Origin of the sequence: Pseudoalteromonas sp. SCSIO_11900 (assembly GCF_000576475.1) — a bacterium.
GTDB lineage: Bacteria > Pseudomonadota > Gammaproteobacteria > Enterobacterales > Alteromonadaceae > Pseudoalteromonas > Pseudoalteromonas tetraodonis.
The window spans coordinates 2101783-2123311 of sequence record NZ_KK070023.1 but is presented as its reverse complement, the minus strand read 5'-3'; the positions used below and the strand labels follow the sequence as shown (position 1 = coordinate 2123311).

At 40.0% G+C, this 21529-nt stretch carries 17 protein-coding genes and 2 tRNA genes; 6 read left to right on the top strand and 13 right to left on the bottom strand.

The window, feature by feature from the left end:
• Positions 1–35 precede the first annotated feature (35 nt).
• Complete coding sequence (locus BG00_RS09895) at positions 36–512, top strand: YchJ family protein (protein ID WP_036982256.1); 477 nt, start codon at positions 36–38, stop codon at positions 510–512.
• A gap of 66 nt (positions 513–578) precedes the next feature.
• On the opposite strand, the gene BG00_RS09890 is transcribed toward BG00_RS09895, so the two are convergent.
• The gene (locus tag BG00_RS09890) at positions 579–881 is read right to left on the bottom strand and encodes a DUF6172 family protein (RefSeq protein ID WP_036982253.1); all 303 of its coding nucleotides are present in this window, start codon (positions 879–881) and stop codon (positions 579–581) included.
• Between the two features lie 212 nt (positions 882–1093).
• Positions 1094–1621 carry a VC2046/SO_2500 family protein gene (locus BG00_RS09885; protein ID WP_036982252.1) on the bottom strand — a complete coding sequence of 176 codons (528 nt, stop codon included), beginning with the start codon at positions 1619–1621 and terminating at the stop codon, positions 1094–1096.
• 112 nt (positions 1622–1733) lie between these two features.
• On the opposite strand from BG00_RS09885, the gene BG00_RS09880 reads away from it, so the two are divergent.
• Positions 1734–1818, top strand: a tRNA-Tyr gene (locus BG00_RS09880).
• Between the two features lie 49 nt (positions 1819–1867).
• A tRNA-Tyr gene (locus BG00_RS09875) sits at positions 1868–1952 on the top strand.
• A gap of 25 nt (positions 1953–1977) precedes the next feature.
• On the opposite strand, the gene BG00_RS09870 is transcribed toward BG00_RS09875, so the two are convergent.
• Entirely contained in the window at positions 1978–2670 is a 693-nt protein-coding gene (locus BG00_RS09870) for a M48 family metallopeptidase (RefSeq protein ID WP_013465231.1), read from the bottom strand.
• 245 nt (positions 2671–2915) lie between these two features.
• Here BG00_RS09870 and BG00_RS09865 point away from each other — a divergent pair, with 245 nt between their 5' ends.
• Entirely contained in the window at positions 2916–6227 is a 3312-nt protein-coding gene (locus BG00_RS09865) for a PAS domain S-box protein (RefSeq protein WP_036982250.1), read from the top strand.
• Positions 6228–6244: 17 nt separating this feature from the next.
• Positions 6245–7240, top strand: coding sequence for a response regulator (locus BG00_RS09860; protein ID WP_036982248.1), 996 nt, complete (start codon positions 6245–6247; stop codon positions 7238–7240).
• 47 nt (positions 7241–7287) lie between these two features.
• Here the strand turns inward: BG00_RS09860 and BG00_RS09855 are convergent, their stop codons facing one another.
• Both BG00_RS09855 and BG00_RS09850 read right to left on the bottom strand, forming a co-directional pair.
• Positions 7288–7716: a VOC family protein gene (locus BG00_RS09855; protein WP_248534158.1), complete on the bottom strand. Its 429-nt coding sequence runs from the start codon at positions 7714–7716 to the stop codon at positions 7288–7290.
• Between the two features lie 4 nt (positions 7717–7720).
• On the bottom strand, positions 7721–8377 hold the full coding sequence (locus BG00_RS09850) for an HD domain-containing protein (protein ID WP_036982244.1): 657 nt from the start codon (positions 8375–8377) through the stop codon (positions 7721–7723).
• A gap of 139 nt (positions 8378–8516) precedes the next feature.
• Between BG00_RS09850 and BG00_RS09845 the strand changes: the two genes are divergently transcribed.
• Positions 8517–9707, top strand: coding sequence for a class I SAM-dependent methyltransferase (locus BG00_RS09845; RefSeq protein ID WP_036982243.1), 1191 nt, complete (start codon positions 8517–8519; stop codon positions 9705–9707).
• Positions 9708–9716: 9 nt separating this feature from the next.
• Here the strand turns inward: BG00_RS09845 and BG00_RS09840 are convergent, their stop codons facing one another.
• From BG00_RS09840 to pgi, 8 genes are all read right to left on the bottom strand, one after another.
• Positions 9717–10013 carry a PilZ domain-containing protein gene (locus tag BG00_RS09840; RefSeq protein ID WP_036982241.1) on the bottom strand — a complete coding sequence of 99 codons (297 nt, stop codon included), beginning with the start codon at positions 10011–10013 and terminating at the stop codon, positions 9717–9719.
• 8 nt (positions 10014–10021) lie between these two features.
• On the bottom strand, positions 10022–10402 hold the full coding sequence (locus BG00_RS09835) for a response regulator (RefSeq protein WP_013465238.1): 381 nt from the start codon (positions 10400–10402) through the stop codon (positions 10022–10024).
• 225 nt (positions 10403–10627) lie between these two features.
• A complete protein-coding gene (gene hrpA, locus BG00_RS09830) occupies positions 10628–14515 on the bottom strand; it encodes an ATP-dependent RNA helicase HrpA (RefSeq protein ID WP_190276264.1) in 3888 nt (1295 codons plus the stop codon).
• 128 nt (positions 14516–14643) lie between these two features.
• On the bottom strand, positions 14644–15678 hold the full coding sequence (locus BG00_RS09825; RefSeq protein ID WP_036982238.1) for an isoaspartyl peptidase/L-asparaginase family protein: 1035 nt from the start codon (positions 15676–15678) through the stop codon (positions 14644–14646).
• Between the two features lie 124 nt (positions 15679–15802).
• The gene (locus BG00_RS09820; RefSeq protein WP_013465241.1) at positions 15803–16507 is read right to left on the bottom strand and encodes a SapC family protein; all 705 of its coding nucleotides are present in this window, start codon (positions 16505–16507) and stop codon (positions 15803–15805) included.
• Positions 16508–17181: 674 nt separating this feature from the next.
• The gene (gene pgl / locus BG00_RS09815) at positions 17182–17892 is read right to left on the bottom strand and encodes a 6-phosphogluconolactonase (protein ID WP_036982236.1); all 711 of its coding nucleotides are present in this window, start codon (positions 17890–17892) and stop codon (positions 17182–17184) included.
• Positions 17893–17895: 3 nt separating this feature from the next.
• Positions 17896–19368, bottom strand: a complete 1473-nt coding sequence (zwf, locus tag BG00_RS09810) for a glucose-6-phosphate dehydrogenase (RefSeq protein WP_013465247.1) — start codon at positions 19366–19368, stop codon at positions 17896–17898.
• Positions 19369–19603: 235 nt separating this feature from the next.
• Positions 19604–21250: a glucose-6-phosphate isomerase gene (gene pgi, locus BG00_RS09805; protein ID WP_036982234.1), complete on the bottom strand. Its 1647-nt coding sequence runs from the start codon at positions 21248–21250 to the stop codon at positions 19604–19606.
• Between the last annotated feature and the right edge of the window lie 279 nt (positions 21251–21529).

Genomic DNA, 21529 nt, shown 5'->3' with positions numbered 1-21529 from the left:
GATAAACTAGCGTTTTAATACACAGTACATTTATCATGACTTCTAACGCCCTATTATGTTTTTGTGGCAGTCAGCAACCTTATGCTGATTGCTGCGAGCCTTTTCATTTAAAAACCAAACAGCCACACACACCAGAGCAACTTATGCGTGCACGCTACAGTGCTTATGCTGTTAAAAACGCGGTTTTTGTTCGTGAAAGTTATTCAAAAGAAAAACAAGCTGAAAACTCAATTTCAGAAATTAAAGATTTTGCAAATAGTTGCCGTTTTATAAACTTAACCATATTAGACTCTGGTTATAATGATGAAACAGGGTTTGTTACATTTAAAGCTCACTACTTTTATCAAGATTTATATTGCGAGTTGGCAGAAAATTCAAGGTTTATTAAAGAAGATGGACAATGGCGATACCTTGATGGTGAGATTACACCGGTTGCCGATATTAAAGTAAAACGCAATGATACGTGCCCTTGCGGCAGTAATAAAAAGTATAAAAAGTGTCATAGTGTATAAATAACAGCTACAAAAAATGGGCCACAAGGCCCATTTTCAAAACTACACTAAACGCAAATTAGCGTTTTACTCGCCATCATCTTCATCGAAATCTTGACGCTGTGCAGGTCTTGCTAAAATCTCTAAGTAAAAAGAAGTTAAACCTTGCTTTTCAATTTCACTGATGTGATTGTTAATTTCAGCAACGTGAACCACTTGGGCTTCTTCAACCGTGTTACCAAACTTACAATCAAATGCCCAGTAGTCGGCATCAACAGGTAAAGTTTTATTACGTTCTCTTTTCAAATATTTTTTCACTTCATGCTTTGCAGCATCAACCATACGAGGGTATTTGATTTTCTCATGATTCAGCGTGAATGTTTTCTTCATTACGTTCCTAATTACCTTGGTTTAATGATAATGGCATTTAATGTCATACCATTTGCGCCATTATAGCAATTGCATTTAAATTTTGGATGCTTTTTTTATATTAAATCAGTTATTAAAATAAAGCATCTATAAAATCAATAGTTACTTTCTACTATAAACACAGTTTATTACAATCAAATGGCATGTATAAAGCAGCAATTGAACACATATAATTAGGCACTAAACAAATGTAATGGCTGGTGGATAGCTTCATTTTGTAAATCATCATAAAATGCCACCGCATCCATTTGAGGGTTTGATAGCTCGGTGTTGGTATTTTGAATTCGTCGACGGACTGCTAGTTCGCAGTTATCAATGACAGTCAGTGGAATGTGGTTTTTATCATCACGAATATTAAATGGCTCAGGCTTTAAGCACTGAGTTAACTTTATATCACTCATCCCTACAGCGCTTCCCATTTTTGCTAAAAGCTCTGTGTTATTTTTACCAATTAACATATTAAAGGTATCTGGCGCTAATGGCTGCTTTGGACCTGCGCCAAATTGTTTACGCAAAGCATCTTCATCAGCTTGATAATGCTTAGTGTCACTTTTGGGTAGGTGGAATTCACTAAAATCGAGTGCATCGTGAGAGAGCATTGCTAATAAAAGTGCAAACTCGCCTCGGCGGTTTTCGTGCACACTTTCGTTAAGCCTCGTTTTTAACTGGCTCTCCGTGATTAACAAATCACCAATCTGCATAGACTTTAGCCTATTTAACTAATTAATAAGTATTTATCGGCTAAATTTGAATTTTCTTTAGCTTTTTTCTTTACTTAAATAAGAAGTTTGCTATTATCTGCCGCGTTGCATTGGAGGGGTTCCCGAGCGGCCAAAGGGATCAGACTGTAAATCTGACGGCTCAGCCTTCGCTGGTTCGAATCCAGCTCCCTCCACCACTTTTCTTAGGCTAAGTTAAGTGAGGCCAAATGCAATAACAGTTAGTGTGGAGGGGTTCCCGAGCGGCCAAAGGGATCAGACTGTAAATCTGACGGCTCAGCCTTCGCTGGTTCGAATCCAGCTCCCTCCACCACTTCTCTTCTCTACATTATTTCTTTTTATTCAAATACCCACTGTAAACTCATACCATGATTGTTTAACCAGTTACTTGCTTGTTTATAATCTGAATAAAATAATCCCACACGTTGCCAAAATTGAGCGCTGTGATTTAAATATTTTAAATGTGCTAATTCATGAACAATCACGTAGTCAATGACCCATGTCGGTGCACTTGCCAAGTGTAAGTTGAAGGTTAGTTCACGCCTGCGATTACAACTACCCCAGCGACGTTTATACAATTGAATACGAATATTACTCGGTAGCTTTTCACCCATCAGCTGACAATAATCGTTAACTCGCATTTCAATATAACTTTCTAATTTCTCATGCAAAAACTGCTCTAGCAAACTTTGATACATTTGCGTTTGATGCTTTACACGTGAAGAAATACTCAGTAACAGCGTTTGGCTTTCATTGTGCTGCTGCCATTGAGTGCGTGCTGCGTTTTCAAATTGCACATTAACAGCTTCATTAAATAATTTAATACTCTGGGTTTTGAGTGGAAACTGTCGTGTATCGGCTTGAATTTGTTGCTTATGTAACTGAGCATCAATCCAGTCCTGTTTACTTAACAGCCATTCATTAATTTGTGTTTTCGTTACAAAATGGGGCGCATATACCGTAAGCTCACGTTGTGCGACTTTGATAGCCACTGTTTTTCTTCGCTTACTACGCTTTAAAGTGTAATCCAACAATGAATGCTGCCTATTTATAATTAACCACTGGGTTTTATTTTACCTTGTACCATAACGGCTAATCTATAAATAATCCCCACTAAATGCCATTTTAATAACAATGCATTTAGTGCTACTCAATAAATAGTATGGTTTAGAGCTTAAAACACTTACGTTACTTTTGTTATTTATAACTCAATACCTTGTGATTATTAATGTATTTTATATTAGACTGAATTTAAGAGTTATTATGTGAATGATTGATGTTAGCTAATTTTTTTATAAACGAACCAGATCCAAGCCTAATTATTAATGGTGTATACGACCCAAGTTTAGTGACACTATCTATACTCACCGCAATTTTTGCAGCTTATTTTTCTTTGCACGTTCTCGATTTAGCAAATAATACACATTTTAAATCTTATCGAAAGTTAGCCAATATAACCGCAGCCTTAGTCCTTGCCGGAGGGATCTGGAGCATGCACTTTATTGCAATGCTCGCATTTTCTTTGTGCACTACAATTGAATACGACCCCACACTCACTTTTGTGTCGTTTATACCGGCTTTACTGGCATGTACCATTGCTTTTTCTTGTTTGAAAACATATAGCTCTCACCCTCGTATTATCAATTTAATTCTAAGCTCTCTTTTATTTGGCGCGGGTGTTGGTACCATGCATTACAGCGGTATGGCCGCGATGCAATTAAGTCCTTTACTTCGTTATGATCTAATATGGTTTGGCGCTTCAATTGTTGTTGCAGTGCTGCTGTCTTTTATAAGTCTTTATGCACGTTTTCATTTACCAGCACACTTTAAAAAATTAACGCCTATGCATAATCGTATTATTTGTGCCCTTATTCTTGGCCTTGCCGTGGCTGGTATGCATTTTATGGGCATGGCCGCTACGCGATTTATTGCAACAAGCCCGATAATTAACGAGCAAACAAACCAATCACATCTAACCTTTATTGCTATTAGTGTGTCGTTCGCCACGCTTTTATTAACAGCGGTGGTTGTGATCATCAATGGCATGATCCGTTACAGAATGCTGTTGGGGAAAAAATCAGCTGAAGAGTCTCGCCTTGATGCTATTTTATCAACTGCCATTGACGGCATCGTTACTATCAATATTAAAGGCACTATTTTGAGCTTTAATAAAGCCGCAGAAACAATTTTTGGCTGGCAAGATAATGAGGTCATTGGCCAGAATGTAAAAATATTAATGGCTGATGATATTGCGAATCAACACGATGCTTTTTTAAAAAATACAACAAACCATGAGGTAAAACGTGTTATTGGTGTTAATCGCGATGTGTGGGCAAAACATAAAAATGGTCATCAATTTCCAATTCGCTTGGGGATTGGTGAAGTAAAGCAATTACAAACTGAAACATTGTTTGTGGGCTTTATTACCGATTTAACTGAACAAAGAGCGTTACAACAAAGCTTAATTGAAAAAGAGCGACAATACCGTACCTTGATGAACAATATGCCCGGTGTGGTATTTCGCTGCTTGTTAGATGAACACTGGAGTATGTTGTTTATCAGCCCTAGCGTCTATGAACTAACGGGTTATCGCGCTGAAGAATTTACTGAGCAGCGTATTACCTTTGCCGAGCTTATTGTTAAAGAAGATGAAGCAGCGATTTCTTTAGCCATTGATCAAGCAGTTGCATCGACCAGTCAATACTCAATTGAGTACCGCATTCGCCATCGCAACGGCAATATTATTTGGGTACTCGATCAAGCAAGCATTATCACTAACTCTAAAAATGATACACGCTGGATTGATGGCGTTTTAGTTGATATAACTAAGCGCCGTGAATATGAGCAAAGCTTAAAGCAAGCCAAATACGAGGCTGAAGCAGCCGCGCAAGCTAAACAGTCTTTTATGGCAAATATGAGCCATGAGATACGTACCCCCATGAATGCAATTATTGGCTTTAGTGATATTTTAATGGATAGTCCGCTTAATAAAGAGCAACAAAAACAAATTATTACCGTTAATAACGCTGCGCGTTCTTTATTGCATTTACTCAACGATATCCTTGACTCAGCAAAGCTAGAGAAAGGTAAACTCGAAATTCAAAAAGTACATTTTAACTTGCAAGAATTGCTTGATAATATTGTGTCGACATTTTGGCTTGATGCAAAACGCAAAGACTTACAGCTCATTTTAAAAATAGCTGACAATGTAAATCCATTTTATTTTGGTGATGATACGCGTTTACGCCAAGTGCTAACCAATTTAATCGGCAATGCGATAAAGTTTACTGAGCAAGGCCATGTTACTCTTTCGGTTACTCATAAACCCAATCAACCCATTTTATTTGAAGTACAAGACAGCGGTATAGGTATCGAAAAAGGTCGCCTTGAGGCTATTTTTAAACCCTTCGAGCAAGCAGATGCCACCACAACACGCCGATTTGGTGGCACAGGGCTTGGCACAACAATTAGTAAGCAGCTGGTTGAATTAATGGGTGGCAAAATATACGCACAAAGTACCCTTGGTCAAGGTAGCTGCTTTTCCTTTACTGTTGGGCTTGAGCCAGGCGAAAAAAGTCAGGTGCAAGCCATTAGTAAAAACGCATTTAGCTTACCCCCATTAAAAATCTTAGTGGTGGATGATATTGAACAAAATATCGAACTACTCACAATTATGCTTTCCCAAGCAGGCCATCAGGTAAGTAAAGCAAATAATGGTTTTGAGGCCATTGACATGTTTAATCAGCATCGCTTTGATATTATCTTAATGGATATTCATATGCCTAAATGTGATGGGATCAGTGCCACAGCATCAATTCGCTCTTTAGAGCAGCAAAAACAACTAAAGCACACGCCAATAATTGCCTTAACGGCCAGTGTGCTGCAGCAAGATAAGCTAACAGCCAAACAAGCGGGTATGAATGGTTTTACAACGAAACCCGTTGACATAAACCAACTCAACCAAGAAATAGCGCGGGTGCTTGGGCTTACTATCAGCCAGTTAGTAACTAACGATCCAATAGATTCAAAACTTCGTATAGATTTTAATAAAGGTGAAAAAATGTGGGGCAGCAAAGAGAAACATCTCAAAGAGGTTGTACTCTTTTTAGCTCAGCATCAAAATAGTATGCAAACCTTGGCGGCCACTAAGCTAAACGATAAACATCATGCTCATATTTTGCATAATTTAAAAGGTCTTGCCGGTAATTTAGCGCTCAATAATTTATCTTACTTAATTGCGCAAGCTGAAAAACAACGTGATATAACACGTTATACTCAGTGCATATTAAAATGTCAGCAAGAGTGGCAGCAGCTAGCAGATGAATTATCACACTTACACATTGCTTTTAAAGAGAATGAATTACAAAAAGAAACCGTGTCAGATGCTGAATTTATTCACCAATTAACGCTTTTACTCAGCCAAGCTAAACGAGCAGAGTTGGATGATACGTTATTAAGTTATATTGAAAGAATAACACCCGAACAATACAAAGCTGCTATTTTGAATATTTATGAGCAGTTTAATGACTTTGAATTTGATAATGCACAAACACAGCTCAACGCATTATTAACAACACTCAATAACTAGATCTTCTGAGGATGACGATGGATCAATCGATAAGTCAGGCGCGAATATTAATCGTCGATGATGAACCTGCAAATTTAAAAGTAATGCGCGAGGTCTTAGCGAGTAACTACCGTTTATCGTTTGCTAAATCGGGGGCTGTGGCATTGCAATTAATAGAAAACGATCCGCCAAAACTCATTTTACTTGATGTAATGATGCCAGATATGAATGGCTTTGAAGTGTGCAAAATTTTAAAAGCTAATCCTAAAACCGCACACATTCCGGTCATTTTTGTCACTGCCCTCACGCTAGAACAAGATGAATCGGAAGGGTTTTCGCTAGGTGCGGTTGACTATATAACCAAACCTATTAGCCCTGCGATTGTTAAGGCAAGGGTAAAAACTCATCTTTCTTTAGTACAAGCCGAACAACTAAAACAAGCACATGTAGATTTAGTTGAGCGATTGGGTCGCGCGGCAGAGTACAAAGATACCGATACGGGTGAGCATATTGCACGAATGAGCCAATACAGCAAAGTACTTGCTTTAGCACTGGGAATGAATGAACAACACGCAGAATTATTACGCCAAGCTGCGCCAATGCACGATGTCGGAAAAATAGGTATTCCTGATTCGATACTGTTAAAACCTGGCAAATTAACCCCCGACGAATTTGCACACATGAAAGAGCATGCCGCTATAGGGGCTAAAATATTGGCCGACTCACCTTCCCCCTTATTGCAACTTGCCCATGTATTGGCTATTGAACATCATGAAAAATGGGATGGCACAGGTTATCCTAATAGATTGAAAGGCGAGGAAATCTCTATTGAGGGGCGGATTGTAACGATTGCTGATGTATTTGATGCACTTACATCAAAACGTCCTTATAAAGAGCCGTGGAGCATTGAGCAAACACTAGAGCATATGCAACAACAAGCAGGAAAACACTTTGACCCTCAGCTGGTTGATCTTTTTATTAGCAAAATAGACGCTATTTTAGCGATAAAAAAGGCTCATCAAGAATGCGATTAAATCGTCTCTTTTTTGAACAAATATTACTGCACAAAGCTCAACAGGACCTAGCTTCTTTTGGCATTGTGAGAGCCTAACGCTACAGCTGGAAAATGCTGTTTTATAATGCGGTAGTCATGGGAAGTGATCTCATGGCTATTCCCACTGTTATCTTTAAAATACATAGAAAAAGTCACGCCATGATCAGCCAGTATCGTTTTAATTTCAAGTTGCTCAAAATGTGCTAACCACGCTATAAATTGCTCACCGGTTGCAGCAAAAGCGATTCCTTTACTTCGCCCTGGCGCCTCAAATAAAGCTAAACGTGTGGATGCGTTTTCATCTTCAAGCGTTAAAGGGCCTTTGCCTTCTTCATTCCAAAATGCTAATTCCTCTACTACAGTAAAACCAAGCACCTTTTCATACCAATCAACGGCTTGGGTGAGGCTTTGAACATTTAAATGACAATGATCAATACCGTTCAATTTTGGCCTCACTGTCTTACCCTCCAATTTCAGATTTTAACTGCTCTAAAAAGTCATACATATAATCTGTTCTTCTAAGTGCTTCAGCTTTAGCTGAAGGTGTATTCATACTTTTTGCAATATGCAGCAACTTTATAAAAAAATGATCTAAGGTGTACTGTTTATCATCAGGTTCACGCTCTAAACAAAATGGATCATTAGGATTGTACAAAAGTCGGCTTATTGAGCCCCCCACTTTCATACAACGACTAACACCAATAGCCCCTAAGGCATCCATTCTGTCAGCATCTTGTACAATCTGTGCTTCAACGGTTTTAATAGCAATATTGGCGCTAAAACTATGCGCGGCTATGGCGTGGTGAATATCATCAAATAGTGCTTCATCATAGCCAATAGACGCTAAAAAACTAATCGCTTTATCGGCAGCCATCGTTGAAGCTTTTGCCCTATCGGGGTGGTTTTTTGCTACGGCCACACAATCATGTAACCACGCAGCAGGTAAAACAACATTCATATTGGCTTTTTCAGCAGTGCATAATTTAACTGCTACACGGACAACGCGTTCAATATGAGTGATATCATGGGCTACATCAGCATGGATAAGCGCTGTTATAAATTCTCTGCATTGCTGATCAAGTTGCTTTAATGAAGGGCTAAGGGGTAAATTGTTCACCGAGCTTCCAAAAATCTATTTAAACGAGGTAATATCCCCTACTTTAACGCGATTTATAAAGCCCTTGCAAAACATTCATTGTATGTTGCGCGTGGCTTGACTAAAATACAGCGCTTATTTATTACTACAGAGAAGCCCTATGTCATCTGCCGTTTACCTGCAAGCTGGTCGCGATAAATCATTAAAAAGAAAACACCCTTGGTTATTTTCTAAAGCCATCAAAAAAATTAAAGGTAAACCTGGATTAGGTGACACGGTAACCATACACGACAGTGAAGGTAAGTTTTTAGCCACCGCGGCTTACAGCCCGCATTCACAAATTCGCGCGCGTGTTTGGAGCTTTGATGAAAAAGAAGTCATAGATCAACATTTTTTCGAGCGTCGCCTTCGTCGTGCTTTAGAAGCTCGCAGCCATGCGATTGAAGAAAGTGGACTGACCGGTTTTAGGCTTTGCGCCGCTGAGTCAGATTATTTACCGGGTGTTACCATAGATAAATTTGATAACACCTTGGTTTGTCAGTTACTCAGTGCCGGTGCTGAGCGCCACAAAGGTGAAATTGTTGGTGCATTAATGGCTATTTTCCCAGGCTCTAATATTTATGAGCGCTCAGATGTAGATGTGCGCACTAAAGAAGGCTTGGAGCCAATTAAGGGAGTGCTTTGGGGTAATGAACCCACAGCGCCAGTTATCATTGAAGAAAATGGTTTAAAAATTGAAGTTGATATTCTTGAAGGCCATAAAACCGGCTTTTATTTAGATCAACGTGACAGCCGCGCTGCGCTGGAGCGTTTTTCAAAAGATAAAACCGTATTAAATTGCTTTAGTTATACGGGGACGTTTTCTCTTTATGCCCTGCGTGGTGGCTGTAAGCATGTAACCAATGTCGATGTTTCACAACCAGCTCTTGATACAGCAAAGCGCAATGTTGAACATAACAACCTTGATTTAAATAAAGTCGACTTTGTAAAACAAGATGTATTTAAGTTATTGCGCCAATACCGTGAAGACGGTGTGATGTTTGATACAATTGTGATGGATCCGCCTAAATTTGCTGATAATAAAGCGCAGTTAACTGGGGCGTGTCGGGGTTACAAAGATATTAATATGATTGCGATGCAAATATTAAAACCAGGCGGCACACTGTTTACTTTCTCATGCTCTGGTTTAATGGAACAAAATTTGTTTCAAAAAGTGGTTGCAGATGCAGCACTTGATGCAGGTAAAGATTTGCTGATCATGGAGCGCTTAAATCAAGCAGCTGACCACCCTATTGCGGGCAGCTACCCTGAAGGCTTTTATCTTAAAGGCCTTATTTGTAAGGTTTACTAAACACTAATTTTAGTTAAACTCAATAATTTCTAGCCCTGCGGTTATCGTGCCATCCTCTTCTGTGCTGGCACGTATCACCTTTGCAGTGGCTTTTAACGGTGCAATGCTTGGATGGGTTGATGCAATATCAACCGATAAAATTGAGTTAAGCTCTAATAAATCATCGAGCTGCAAGGAGAGCCCTGTTGCACTTAAGTCAAGGCAGGTGCCTGTGTAACTTAGTCCTGCGATGGGCTCAATCGAGGTTAACTTAGCGGGTGTGTTAACCTGCATGCGTCTGTAGTTTCGCTTATCTTCAGTAAACATAATTCCCTCTACACAATATTATTAATTTTTTCTCGTAGTACGGCGATGGAAAAAGGTTTTACAACGTAAGCATCACAGCCTGAGTCAAAGCCTGCTTGTTGCTCAAGCTCTGACTCAAGTCCTGATATCATCACCACCGGAATGTGTTTTGTCTCTGGCGTATGTTTAAGTATGCGACAGGTATCATAACCATCAAGCCCCGGCATACATACATCAAGCAAAATGATATCAGGCGGATTAGCAATGGCAGACGCTAAACAACTTTTACCAGAATCAGCATAGCTTAAATCAAATGTTGATGCTAACCCTGCTTTGAGTATTTCAAAATTGAAATACTCATCATCAACCACTAACAATTGTCGCGCTTGGTGTTTTAGTAATGAGGACATTGCAATGTCATTTCCTTCTCAAGTTAGTCCCTTAGGGTCTGTTGACCGTTCAAGGTTGAATTTGCAGTAGCCTGTTTGGTATTTAGGCAAGGCAGAGCCTATGTGGTGTGGTTTTTACTTAGCCCACTAGGTTACAAACCCGCGCCGCGATTAAACCGCCCCTAGTTTGAACAAATTTTAATCTGCAAGGGTCAACAGACCCTAGCTTAATAGCGAATAAAGGGATTATTCAATTTCTTTTATCGCATTTAACACACGTTTTGCTGAAATTGGATAAGGCGTACCTAAGGTTTGCGCAAATAAGGATACGCGTAATTCTTGCTGCATCCAAAAAATAGCCTCAACATCATCAGGCAATGGCATTCCTTTAGGGGTTTTATTCGTCAGTTTTTTATATTCTTGCGCTACTTTTTCAAGCTCTAGCACACATAATCTATCACGATTTGGGTCAACGGGTAGCTTTTCTAGTCGTTTTTGAATCGCTTTTAAGTAACGAATTAAATCGCCAAGCTTATCCGCCCCATGCTGGCTCACAAAACCTTTAAAAATAAGCGATTCTAATTGAGATTTAATATCGCCATGGGCAGTGATCATGGTTAAATCTACACGCCCTTTCATTTTTTTATGCAGCGCATGAGCAATACTCAGTACTTGCTCTACTTGGGTTGCAATTGCTACTACGGTGTCGCCTAATTCCCCGCGAATATGCTCTTTAACCGCTTCAAATGCATCACTTGTACGAATATCACCATATTTAACTAATAGGCTATCAACACCCGATGCAATGCAGTCATCAATTAAATCGGCAATTTTACCAAAAGGATTAAAGTACAACCCTAGCTTAGCCTTGTTTGGTAAATTTTTCTGCAGGTATTTAATGGGTGATGGCACGTTTAATAACACTAAACGACGTAACCCTTGCTGGTGCGCTAATTGCGCTTTAATTTCGTTATCGAATAACTCCACTGCCGCCGTTGATTTTTTATCCACCAGCGCAGGGTACGCTTTAATTTCGTACTGACCTTGCTTTTTCACATAGGATGTTGGTAACTCTCCAAAATCCCACTGTGTTAAATCGGTTTTTTCTATGCCTTTGTCGGCGACTTTAGATAAGGTGTCGGTGACCTTGCCTTGTAGCTGCGCTTTAAGTTTAGCTAAATCGAGTCCACGTGCCAGTAGCTTGTCGTGTTCATCGCGCACCTCAAATTGTAGACTTAAATGCGGAGCAAGCGCAGTTAAATCCCACGCCTCAGGGTCTACACGGACGCCGGTCATACGCAGTAATCGATTGCTTAGCGAGTCGATTAACGAGCCTTGTAATGGCTCTATAGCCGCTAATACCGCATCGGCATAATTGGGCGCAGGAACAAAGTTACGACGCAATGACTTTGGTAATGACTTAATTAACCCACAAATTAACTCATGACGAAATGCTGGTATATGCCAATCAAAGCCACTTTCTTGCACTTGGTTTAACAGTGCAACGGGTATTTGTACGGCAACGCCATCAACCGCTTGGCCTGGATCAAAGTGATAGGTAAGCGGCAGCATCAAATTATCTTGCTGCCATGTATCTGGGTAGTCAAATTCGGTAATGCTGCTGGCGCCATGTTGCATGAGCTCTTCGCGCGTCATGTGCAGGTAGTGTTTGTCTTGTTGTTTTTGTGTTTTATACCACTTAATAAACGCAGCACGATTGTTAATATCGCTGGGTATTTTCTTCTCGTAAAACTCAAACAAGGTTTGCTCATCAACTAAAATATCGCGTCTACGAGACTTGTTCTCGAGCACTTGAATATCTTCAATTAATTCGCGGTTATATGCTAAAAATGCTTCATTTAATCCAAGCTCTTGTTCAACCAGCGCCGAGCGGATAAATAATTCGCGGCTTACTTTAGGGTCAATCTTGCTATACACACACCGGCGTTTATTAACGATAAGCAGGCCGTAAAGTGTTTGTTGCTCAAAGGCAATGACTGCACCGGGCTTTTTCTCCCAGTGTGGCTCTGTATAGCTTCGCTTTACCAAATGTTGAGCAAACGGTTCTACCCAGTTCACATCTATTTTGGCATTAATACGGGCATAGAGTTTACTGGTTTCTACCAATTCAGCCGACATCATCCACTTGGGGCTCTTTTTAAACAAGCCTGATCCTGGAAAAATATGAAATTGGCTATTACGTGCGCCTTTATACAGCTGCTTTTCGTCTTTAAAACCGATATGACTAAGCATGCCACTTAACAGTGCTTTGTGAATAAGCTCGCTGTCTGCAACATTAGTGGTGGCTTTCATTTTCATTTCATTGCACACAGTGCTGATTTGATAAACGATGTCTTGCCATTCACGAATGCGCATATACGCTAAAAAATCTTTTTGACATAGCTTTCTAAACTGGCTATTGGTCAGCTCACTTTGCTGCTCTTCGAGGTAATTCCACAAGTTTAAAAAGGCGATAAAGTCAGAGTCTGGATCGTCAAAGCGACCGTGTTTTTCATTCGCTGCCTGGCGTTTTTCTTGTGGTCGTTCTCGTGGGTCTTGAATTGAGAGCGCAGCAACAATAATAATCACCTCACGTAATGCACCCAGCTTATGCGCAGTCAGCACCATTTTTGCTAAACGCGGATCCACTGGCAAACGACTCAGCTCTCGACCAGATTGCGTTAAACTGGTTTTTTGATGACGTTTAGCTTCTTTTACCGCTTCTAACTCTTCAAGCAGTGTTAAACCATCGTTAATGTTGCGGCTATCTGGGGCTTGCACAAAAGGAAATTGCGCCATATCACCCAATCCTAATGCCAGCATTTGTAAAATAACTGACGCTAAGTTAGTACGCAATATTTCAGGATCGGTAAATTCAGGACGTGATAAAAAATCGTCCTCTGAATACAAGCGAATACAAATACCCGCTTCAACACGTCCACAACGCCCCATTCGCTGATTAGCACTAGCTTGCGAAATAGGCTCTATGGGTAAACGTTGAACCTTTGTACGGTAACTGTAACGACTAATACGCGCCGTACCCGGGTCAATAACATAACGAATACCTGGCACCGTTAGCGATGTTTCAGCCACGTTGGTTGAAAGAATAATGTGGCGGCGCGAATGCGGCGCAAAAATACGATTTTGTTCAGCGTTCGATAGCCTTGAATACAAAGGTAATATATCGGTGTGTTTTAAATTACGCTTACTTAGCGCATCGGCGGTATCGCGTATTTCTCGCTCACCGTTTAAAAAGATCAGAATATCACCGGGGCCTTCAGCGCAAAGTTCATCGACCGCATCAAAAATCCCCTGTAACTGGTCGCCTTCGGCTTCCATGTCTTCTTTTTGGATGTCACTGATGGGGTTATAGCGTACATCCACAGGGAATGTCCGGCCTGATACTTCAATAATTGGCGCATCATCAAAGTGCTTAGAAAAACGTTCTGGATCAATGGTCGCAGAGGTAATAATAACTTTTAAGTCAGGACGTTTAGGAAGTAAATTTTTAAGGTAACCTAAAATAAAATCAATGTTTAAACTGCGCTCATGCGCCTCATCAATAATAATGGTGTCGTATTGATTCAAAAAACGGTCTTGTTGTATTTCAGCTAATAAAATACCGTCGGTCATCAGTTTTATATAACTGTTATTAGAAACCTGATCGCTAAAACGAATTTTAAAACCCACTTGCTGACCAAGCTCGCATTGCATTTCTTCTGCTATACGATTGGCAACGCTACGTGCAGCTAAACGTCTAGGTTGAGTATGGCCTATATACCCATCAACCCCACGTCCTAACTCTAAACACATTTTAGGAATTTGTGTGGTTTTACCTGAGCCGGTTTCACCAGCAATGATCACCACTTGATTATTCGCAATGGCCTCTTTAATGGTATCTTTTTTTTGACTGACCGGTAATTGCTCAGGATAAGTAACGTTAGGTAGCCCAGCTAAACGCTGCTCGCGAAGCGATTGACTGCGACTGATATCAGCCGTAATTTTTTCAAGCGCACTGGTAAGTTTTGCCTCGTCGGTAATTTTTTTTACGCCATGAAGGCGCTTTTTAAAACTGAATTGATCTTTTTTTAAGCACGTTTTTAGCTCGCCAAACAACTGACCTAGGTTTACCACCTGCATACCTTATAAAAATTAGTCAAAGAGCCCCGATTGTAGCAAATTAAATGGCTGGGGTTAATCCTGTAAAGGACATAACAATCAGCAGATTATTATATAAACCTCCAGCCACTAAAGAAAAACGCTTATTCGTCGCTAAAAATACCTACATAAGTCGCTTGCGTATTCGATTTACTCGCACGGTACATGCCTGTGGTGTTAAACGGCAGGCTAATATTGCCTTTTGTATCAACAATAATAACACCGCCTGTGCCGCCAATCGGTTTAAGCACCCCATTTATTACTTCATCCCCGGCTTGGGCAATGGTTTTACCTTGGTATTTTACTCGTGCGCAAATATCGCTTGCCACATTATAACGAATAAAATATTCGCCATGGCCAGTTGCCGATACCGCACACGAGGCGTTTTCTGCAAAGGTACCCGCGCCAATAACTGGTGCATCACCAATACGGCCAAAACGTTTTGCGGTCATCCCGCCAGTTGACGTGCCCGCGGCTAAATTACCTTGTTTATCCAGTGCCACCGCACCCACAGTACCCATTTTATAATTAGCGGGTAACGCCTTATGCGCTGCTTGATAATCTTTATTGGTGTTTTTGCTCGCCTCTAGTTTTTCCTTTGCTTTTAATAAAGCTTCATAGCGATGCTTTGTATCAAATATATTATTCTCTACTAAGCTAATGCCTTGCTCTTTAGCAAACTCTTCTGCACCTTGGCCACTTAACATCACATGCACCGATTTTTCCATCACTAAACGGGCAAGTTTAATTGGACTTTCTATGTGCTTAATGCCCGAAACTGCTCCAGCTTGGCGGTTACGACCATCCATAATAGAGGCATCTAACTCATGGCTACCATCATAGGTGTATACCGCGCCGCGTCCGGCGTTAAAATAAGGCGATTGCTCTAACACTTCAATGGCTGCTGTGACTGCATCAAGACTTTCTCCGCCTTGTTCAAGTACCTTATACCCGGCCTCAACAGCTTGAGCTAATTTATCGCGGTAAGCTTGCTCTTGAGCAGGTGTAAATTTACTTTTTTCGATTGTGCCTGCCCCGCCATGAATCGCAATGGCAAACGGCGTACTCGCACTCAATGCAGATGAGCTCACACTCATTAAACTACCGTAAAGCAGTCCTAGTAATAGTGATTTTTTCATTGTGCGTTCTTTTGTTAGTTAAGATTAAAACTAATGTGAATGGTTACGTGGGGTTTTTCAAGTGAACTGAGTTTAATGGCATAAAAAAAGCGCCCTGAGGCGCTTTTTAAATTCTGTTTAAAAATTACGCTTGTTGCGCTTTTAAACGTGCTAAACGTGCTACTTGGTGAGTAGACGTTAAGAAAGAATAGATAGGTGCTAAATAACCGCGTTTACGAAGCTCTAGAAAGTCTGCATCGCTTAGCTCATTTAGTTTTTTCTCATCGATAAGGTAAATACCGTTGATGTCTTTTTTCTCGCCTTTAATATCAACCGTTAGCGTTTGTGCTACTAGTAATTCTTTATCAGCAAGGAATTTAGTGAACGCATCAGTGACTTGTGAAAACTCAATGAACGATACTAACGCCTCTTTACGACGCTTAAGGTAATCAGTTTCTTCACCGTTTTCGAATAATGCATTACCCTCTTCCTCACCAACTAATGAGCTCGCTTCGTCAATTACAATACCAAATTGATCTTGCTCAGGGTGCTTTACTAAACCTAATGGGTAACGAGTCGTTGCCATAGGTGCAAACGCAGCTGTCCATTTGTCGCCATCAACAAATAAGTTTTCACCTGGCTCTAGGCCAAACATAGCAACTGCTTGAAAAGTACCTGTTTCGTTATTTTTAACAAAAGACATTGGAAACTCATTGGCGATACGCGCAAACTCGTGTGCTACAACTGGCACTAAATGTTGAGTTTTCATAAATTCGATATTGATGCCATTTTTAATTTTAGTGTTGGCATGTTTTTCGTTGTGTAAAGGCTGTACTTGTTGCTCCGCCATGTTACTGCTCCGTTATTTTATAAATTTGATTTTTTACTGTTAGTGCCCTAAGGCTAAAGGTTTTGGCAACAAAAAGGAAGTGAAAATTTTGTGGCAGTTTGTAGGATATTAATTAACAAAAAATTATCGTTGATTATTTAGACAAATATATATAAAAACGTTACTTATGATATGCCACAACCTTACTTGAGGTTGTTGCACGCATTTTTTCAAAATGAAATATTACCTAAAATAGAAAACAAAAACTACCAAGAGTCTATTCTTCATAAAAGTTTGCTTTCATTAGTTTCATGTAAACCGGCTAATTTAATTGTCGATCAATTTCCAGCATGTACTGAAGCATTTTTAAATTGATTTTGTTTAAAACAACGTGGTGAGTAGGAATTTTCAAACCGTAAAACATGCTTGTGAGTTAGTGTTTAATAAATTTAACCATTTGATTTTTTTCTATAAGTAAAATTTATTCAGGATTTACAATCGGTGTAAAAGCCTATTTTATACTGCTAATTGTGGGGGCAATACTCAGCATTTCATCTTTATCTCTGCGCGGCTTTGTTTAATTCAGCAAAGAGTAAAACAGATCAGCAATAAAAAAGGTCAGTAGCAAAAGCGACTGACCTTTCATTAAACCATCAATACAAAGAGGTTTAGCGCACATCTAATTTATATTAAAATTAGGGCGCCCAATACACTTCAATGTTGATCTCAGGGTGATTTAATACCGCACGTAACGGCATGTCATTCACATCGCCCCCCGCTAAAGCTTGTTTATAAACAGCCAGCTTTTCATCGCCACTAATTAACAATTTAACCACTTTAGATTGTGCAATCGCATTTAACGTTAAGCTCATGCGCTCAGTAATACTGCCTGTTACGTCACTTTGTATCGCGTTGATAGCGCACACAAGTTGGCTTGAATCTAAGCCGTTTTTCAGGCCCTGTGCATGTGGGAATAACGACGCGGTGTGGCCATCTGGGCCCATGCCTAAAATAGTCACATCAAAAGGACGTTTTAATGCTTGAAACTGCGCTTCACAGGCATCAACCCCTTGCTCTGCAGTGGCTGCTGTATTTTTCATGCTAATAAAATTAGCCGCTGCACCATGGTTTTGTAACAAAGTACGCTTGATGAATGCTTCATTACTCTTTTCATGACTTGCCTCAACCCAGCGCTCATCAACCATAGCAACATCAATGTTTGCCCAGTTTAAATCAAGGGTCGATAAATGTTTATAAGCCGGCTCAGGTGAAGAACCGCCTGAAACCATTAATACTGCACGGCCATCACGTTCAATACCATCACGTAAAGCATGCTCTAACGACTGAGATAATTCATCAGTCAGCGCAGCTTTATCGTCAAAAAACTTTTCTACTAATGTTGCCATCACTTATGCCTTATCGCCAGTGTTAAACCAAACATGATTATTCTCTGCTAATAATTCATCTGCATCTTCAGGGCCCCAACTACCGGCTCTGTACAGTGCTGGTTTACCTTTTTCTTGCCAACGTTCAATTATTGGATCAATCCATTTCCACGCTTGGCGTACTTCGTCGCGGTGAATAAATAATGATGGATTATTCGCTGCAGCATCAAGCATTAAACGTTTGTAAGCATCTGAGTGAAAGCCATTACTATATGCTTGCGACAGCTCAATGTTCATCGTTACAGGCTCAAGTTGCATGTCTAAATTATCCAAACGCTTCGACATCAGCGTTAATTGAATACTTTCTTGTGGTTGTAAACGGATCACCAAACGGTTTGGCTCGATATTACCTACGCTGTCCTCATACACGTTATGAGATACTTTTTTATATTCAACCACAATTTCAGCGCAGCGCTTTGCCATACGTTTACCGGTACGCAGGTAAAAAGGCACACCTGCCCAACGCCAATTATCAATGTGCGCTCGAATAGCCACGAACGTTTCAGTTTTACTTGCCCCTTCGTTTAGCTCTTCTAAGTAACCTGGGACTATTTTACCGTTTAAATCACCCGGTACGTATTGCCCACGAATAATATTGTCATCAACATCGCTGCCCTCTAATGGGCGTAATGCTTCTAATACTTTTAACTTTTCATTACGAATACTATTGGCTTTAAGTTTATGCGGTGACTCCATTGCGACTAAGCAAAGTAGCTGTAACAAGTGGTTTTGCACCATGTCACGCAAGGCACCGGCTTTATCATAAAAACCAGCGCGGCTCTCAAGCCCTACCGTTTCTGATAAGCTAATTTGGATATTATCAATCGATTTAGCATCCCACATGTTTTCAAATAATGAATTTGAAAAACGCAATGCCATTAAGTTTTGAACGGTTTCTTTACCTAGGTAGTGGTCAATACGGAAGATTTGATCTTCGTCGAAGTACTGTGCAATTTTCGCATTAATAACTTCTGCAGACTCGCCACAATAACCAATTGGTTTTTCTACAACAACACGTGAATTGGCTGTTATTAATTTTTTAGTAGATAGAATTTCACAACAAGTGCCATACACAGCTGGCGGAAGAGATAAGTAAAACACACGAGATTTATCGCTGTCGTCTTCATCAAGAATCTTTTTCAGTACATCCCAGTTATCATCCGCTTCGGTAACATTACTCACTACAGGCACTAAAAACGCTGAAAACGATTTCCAATCCTTAGCGTTATACTCGCCTTCGCTTAAAAATTCTTGTAATGCTTTGTGTGCGGTATCAATGTATTCATCACATTTACTTTGTTCGCGCACGGTAGGCAAAATACGTGAGCCTTGCGGTAAGTTACCTTCTTGATATGCTCGATACATTGCAGGAAGTAATTTGCGTAACGCAAGATCACCACCGCCCCCAAAAATTATAATATCAAAAGGATTAAGCATAGTTACTCTCTACGTTTATGCTACCTGCCACTACCATATTGGTAATCAGTTATAGCGGTTTATTATCTGGATAATGCAGGCCTTAGCACAAAGCCTACTAATGTTGTTCGTTATATGCGCCATAAAATATGGGTCTAGGGACACTGTAATTCCTCTCACAAAAATACAGGCCCTAGGACTCCAGCGCTACCCGTTCAAAGGTATTTGGTTACTTATTGTGTAATAAGTGAATGTGTTACTGCGTACGGTGTTGTTTGTAGTACGCCATTAAGCCCTGTGTTGAGCTGTCGTGCTCATTAACCACGTTATCGTCGGTTAATTCAGCTTCAATTTTAGAGGCTAAGCCTTTACCAAGCTCAACGCCCCACTGATCAAACGAACATATTTGTAAAAGAATACCGTGGCAAAAAATCTTATGTTCATACAATGCAATTAAACGACCCACCGCTTTTGCATCAACCGTGTCTAATAATATAGACGTTGTTGGGCGGTTTCCTTGATGAATTTTATGCTTTAGTAGCATTTCAATTTGCGCAGGCGTTTTGCCTTTGGCTGTTAAATCAGCGGTTATCTGCTGCGCATCTACCCCATTCATTAATGCTTCGGTTTGTGCAAAAAAGTTCGATAATAAAATATTGTGATGCTTATCAACGTTAACTTGTGGTTTTACAGAGCCAATAAAGTCCGCAGGGACAATTATATTGCCTTGGTGCAAACATTGATAAAACGCATGCTGGCCATTTATTCCCGTCATGCCCCAAATAATAGGCACGGTAGTGTAAGGTACGGTTTGCCCGTCAAAAGTGACGTGTTTACCGTTACTTTCCATTTCACCTTGTTGTAAATATGCAGGCAACATATGCAATGCTTGGTCGTAAGGTAAAATAGCTTGCGAATCAAACCCTAAAAAGCTGGTATTCCATACACTCAACAGCGCCATAATTAAAGGAATATTCTGCTCAAGCGGCGCCGACTTAAAGTGCTCGTCAACTTCAAACGCCCCTTCTAAAATAGCTTCAAATGCTTCAAAGCCGGCATAAAGTGCAACAGGTAAACCAATCGCACTCCAAAGTGAAAAACGACCGCCAACCCAATCCCACATGGTAAATACGTTTTCGTCACTAATACCAAATGCCGCGGTTTTTTCTAAATTAGTGCTTACTGCCACAAAATGCTTTGCTATGGCGCTTTTATCTTTGGCGCTATTTAAAAACCAATCAACTGCTGTTTTTGAGTTGGTCATGGTTTCTGATGTAGTAAACGTTTTTGACGAAATAACAAATAACGTTGTTTCAGGGTCAACTTTATTCAATACCGACGCGATTTGTACGCCATCAGCATTAGAAACATAATGAACGTTTAACGGCTTATCAACCACTGATTTAAGTGCTTCAGTTGCCATTTGAGGGCCTAGGTTTGAACCCCCTACTCCAATACTCACTACATCTTTCACCGCTTTGCCGGTGTAACCTAACCACTGTCCACTGCGTACTTTTTCAACAAAGGTTTTAATTTTAGCAAGTTCGCTATCGACCGCCTCAGTAATATTTTCACCGTCAACAACAAGCGGTGTATGGGCGCGATTTCTAAGTGCGGTATGCAATACAGCACGGTCTTCGGTGATATTTATTTTTTCACCGGCAAACATTTTTTCACGCCACGCTTCAATATCACACTCTTTAGCTAATGAGATTAATTGAGCGAAAACTGTTTCATCAATACGTTGTTTTGAATAATCAAACAATACACCGGGAATGTGAGTAGAAAATTGAGAAAAACGAGAATCGTCTTGTGCAAATAAAGTTTTCAGATGTGTTTGTGTCATCTTTTGTGCACTATTTTCTAGTGCTTGCCAACTTACTAACTCAGAACGGCTCGCCATGTAAACATCCCCTAATGTATTAATCTATTGATTTAAAGCGCTTTATTTAATTTTTTACGACGCAAAACAACCAAATTTTGTAAAAAGCAAAGCCCAATATTATAGCTTAAAAAGTCTAATTTGCGTTATTTTTATAAGCTTTGATGCAGATAATAGCGCAATTTTTTGCTTTTGACACCGGTATCATAAAATTAAAAATTGAATTTAACAACTGATCAGCCCCTCTCTTTAATAAAGATTTTATTAATTTCTAACTGATCCAAATTAAAGCGAGCAAAA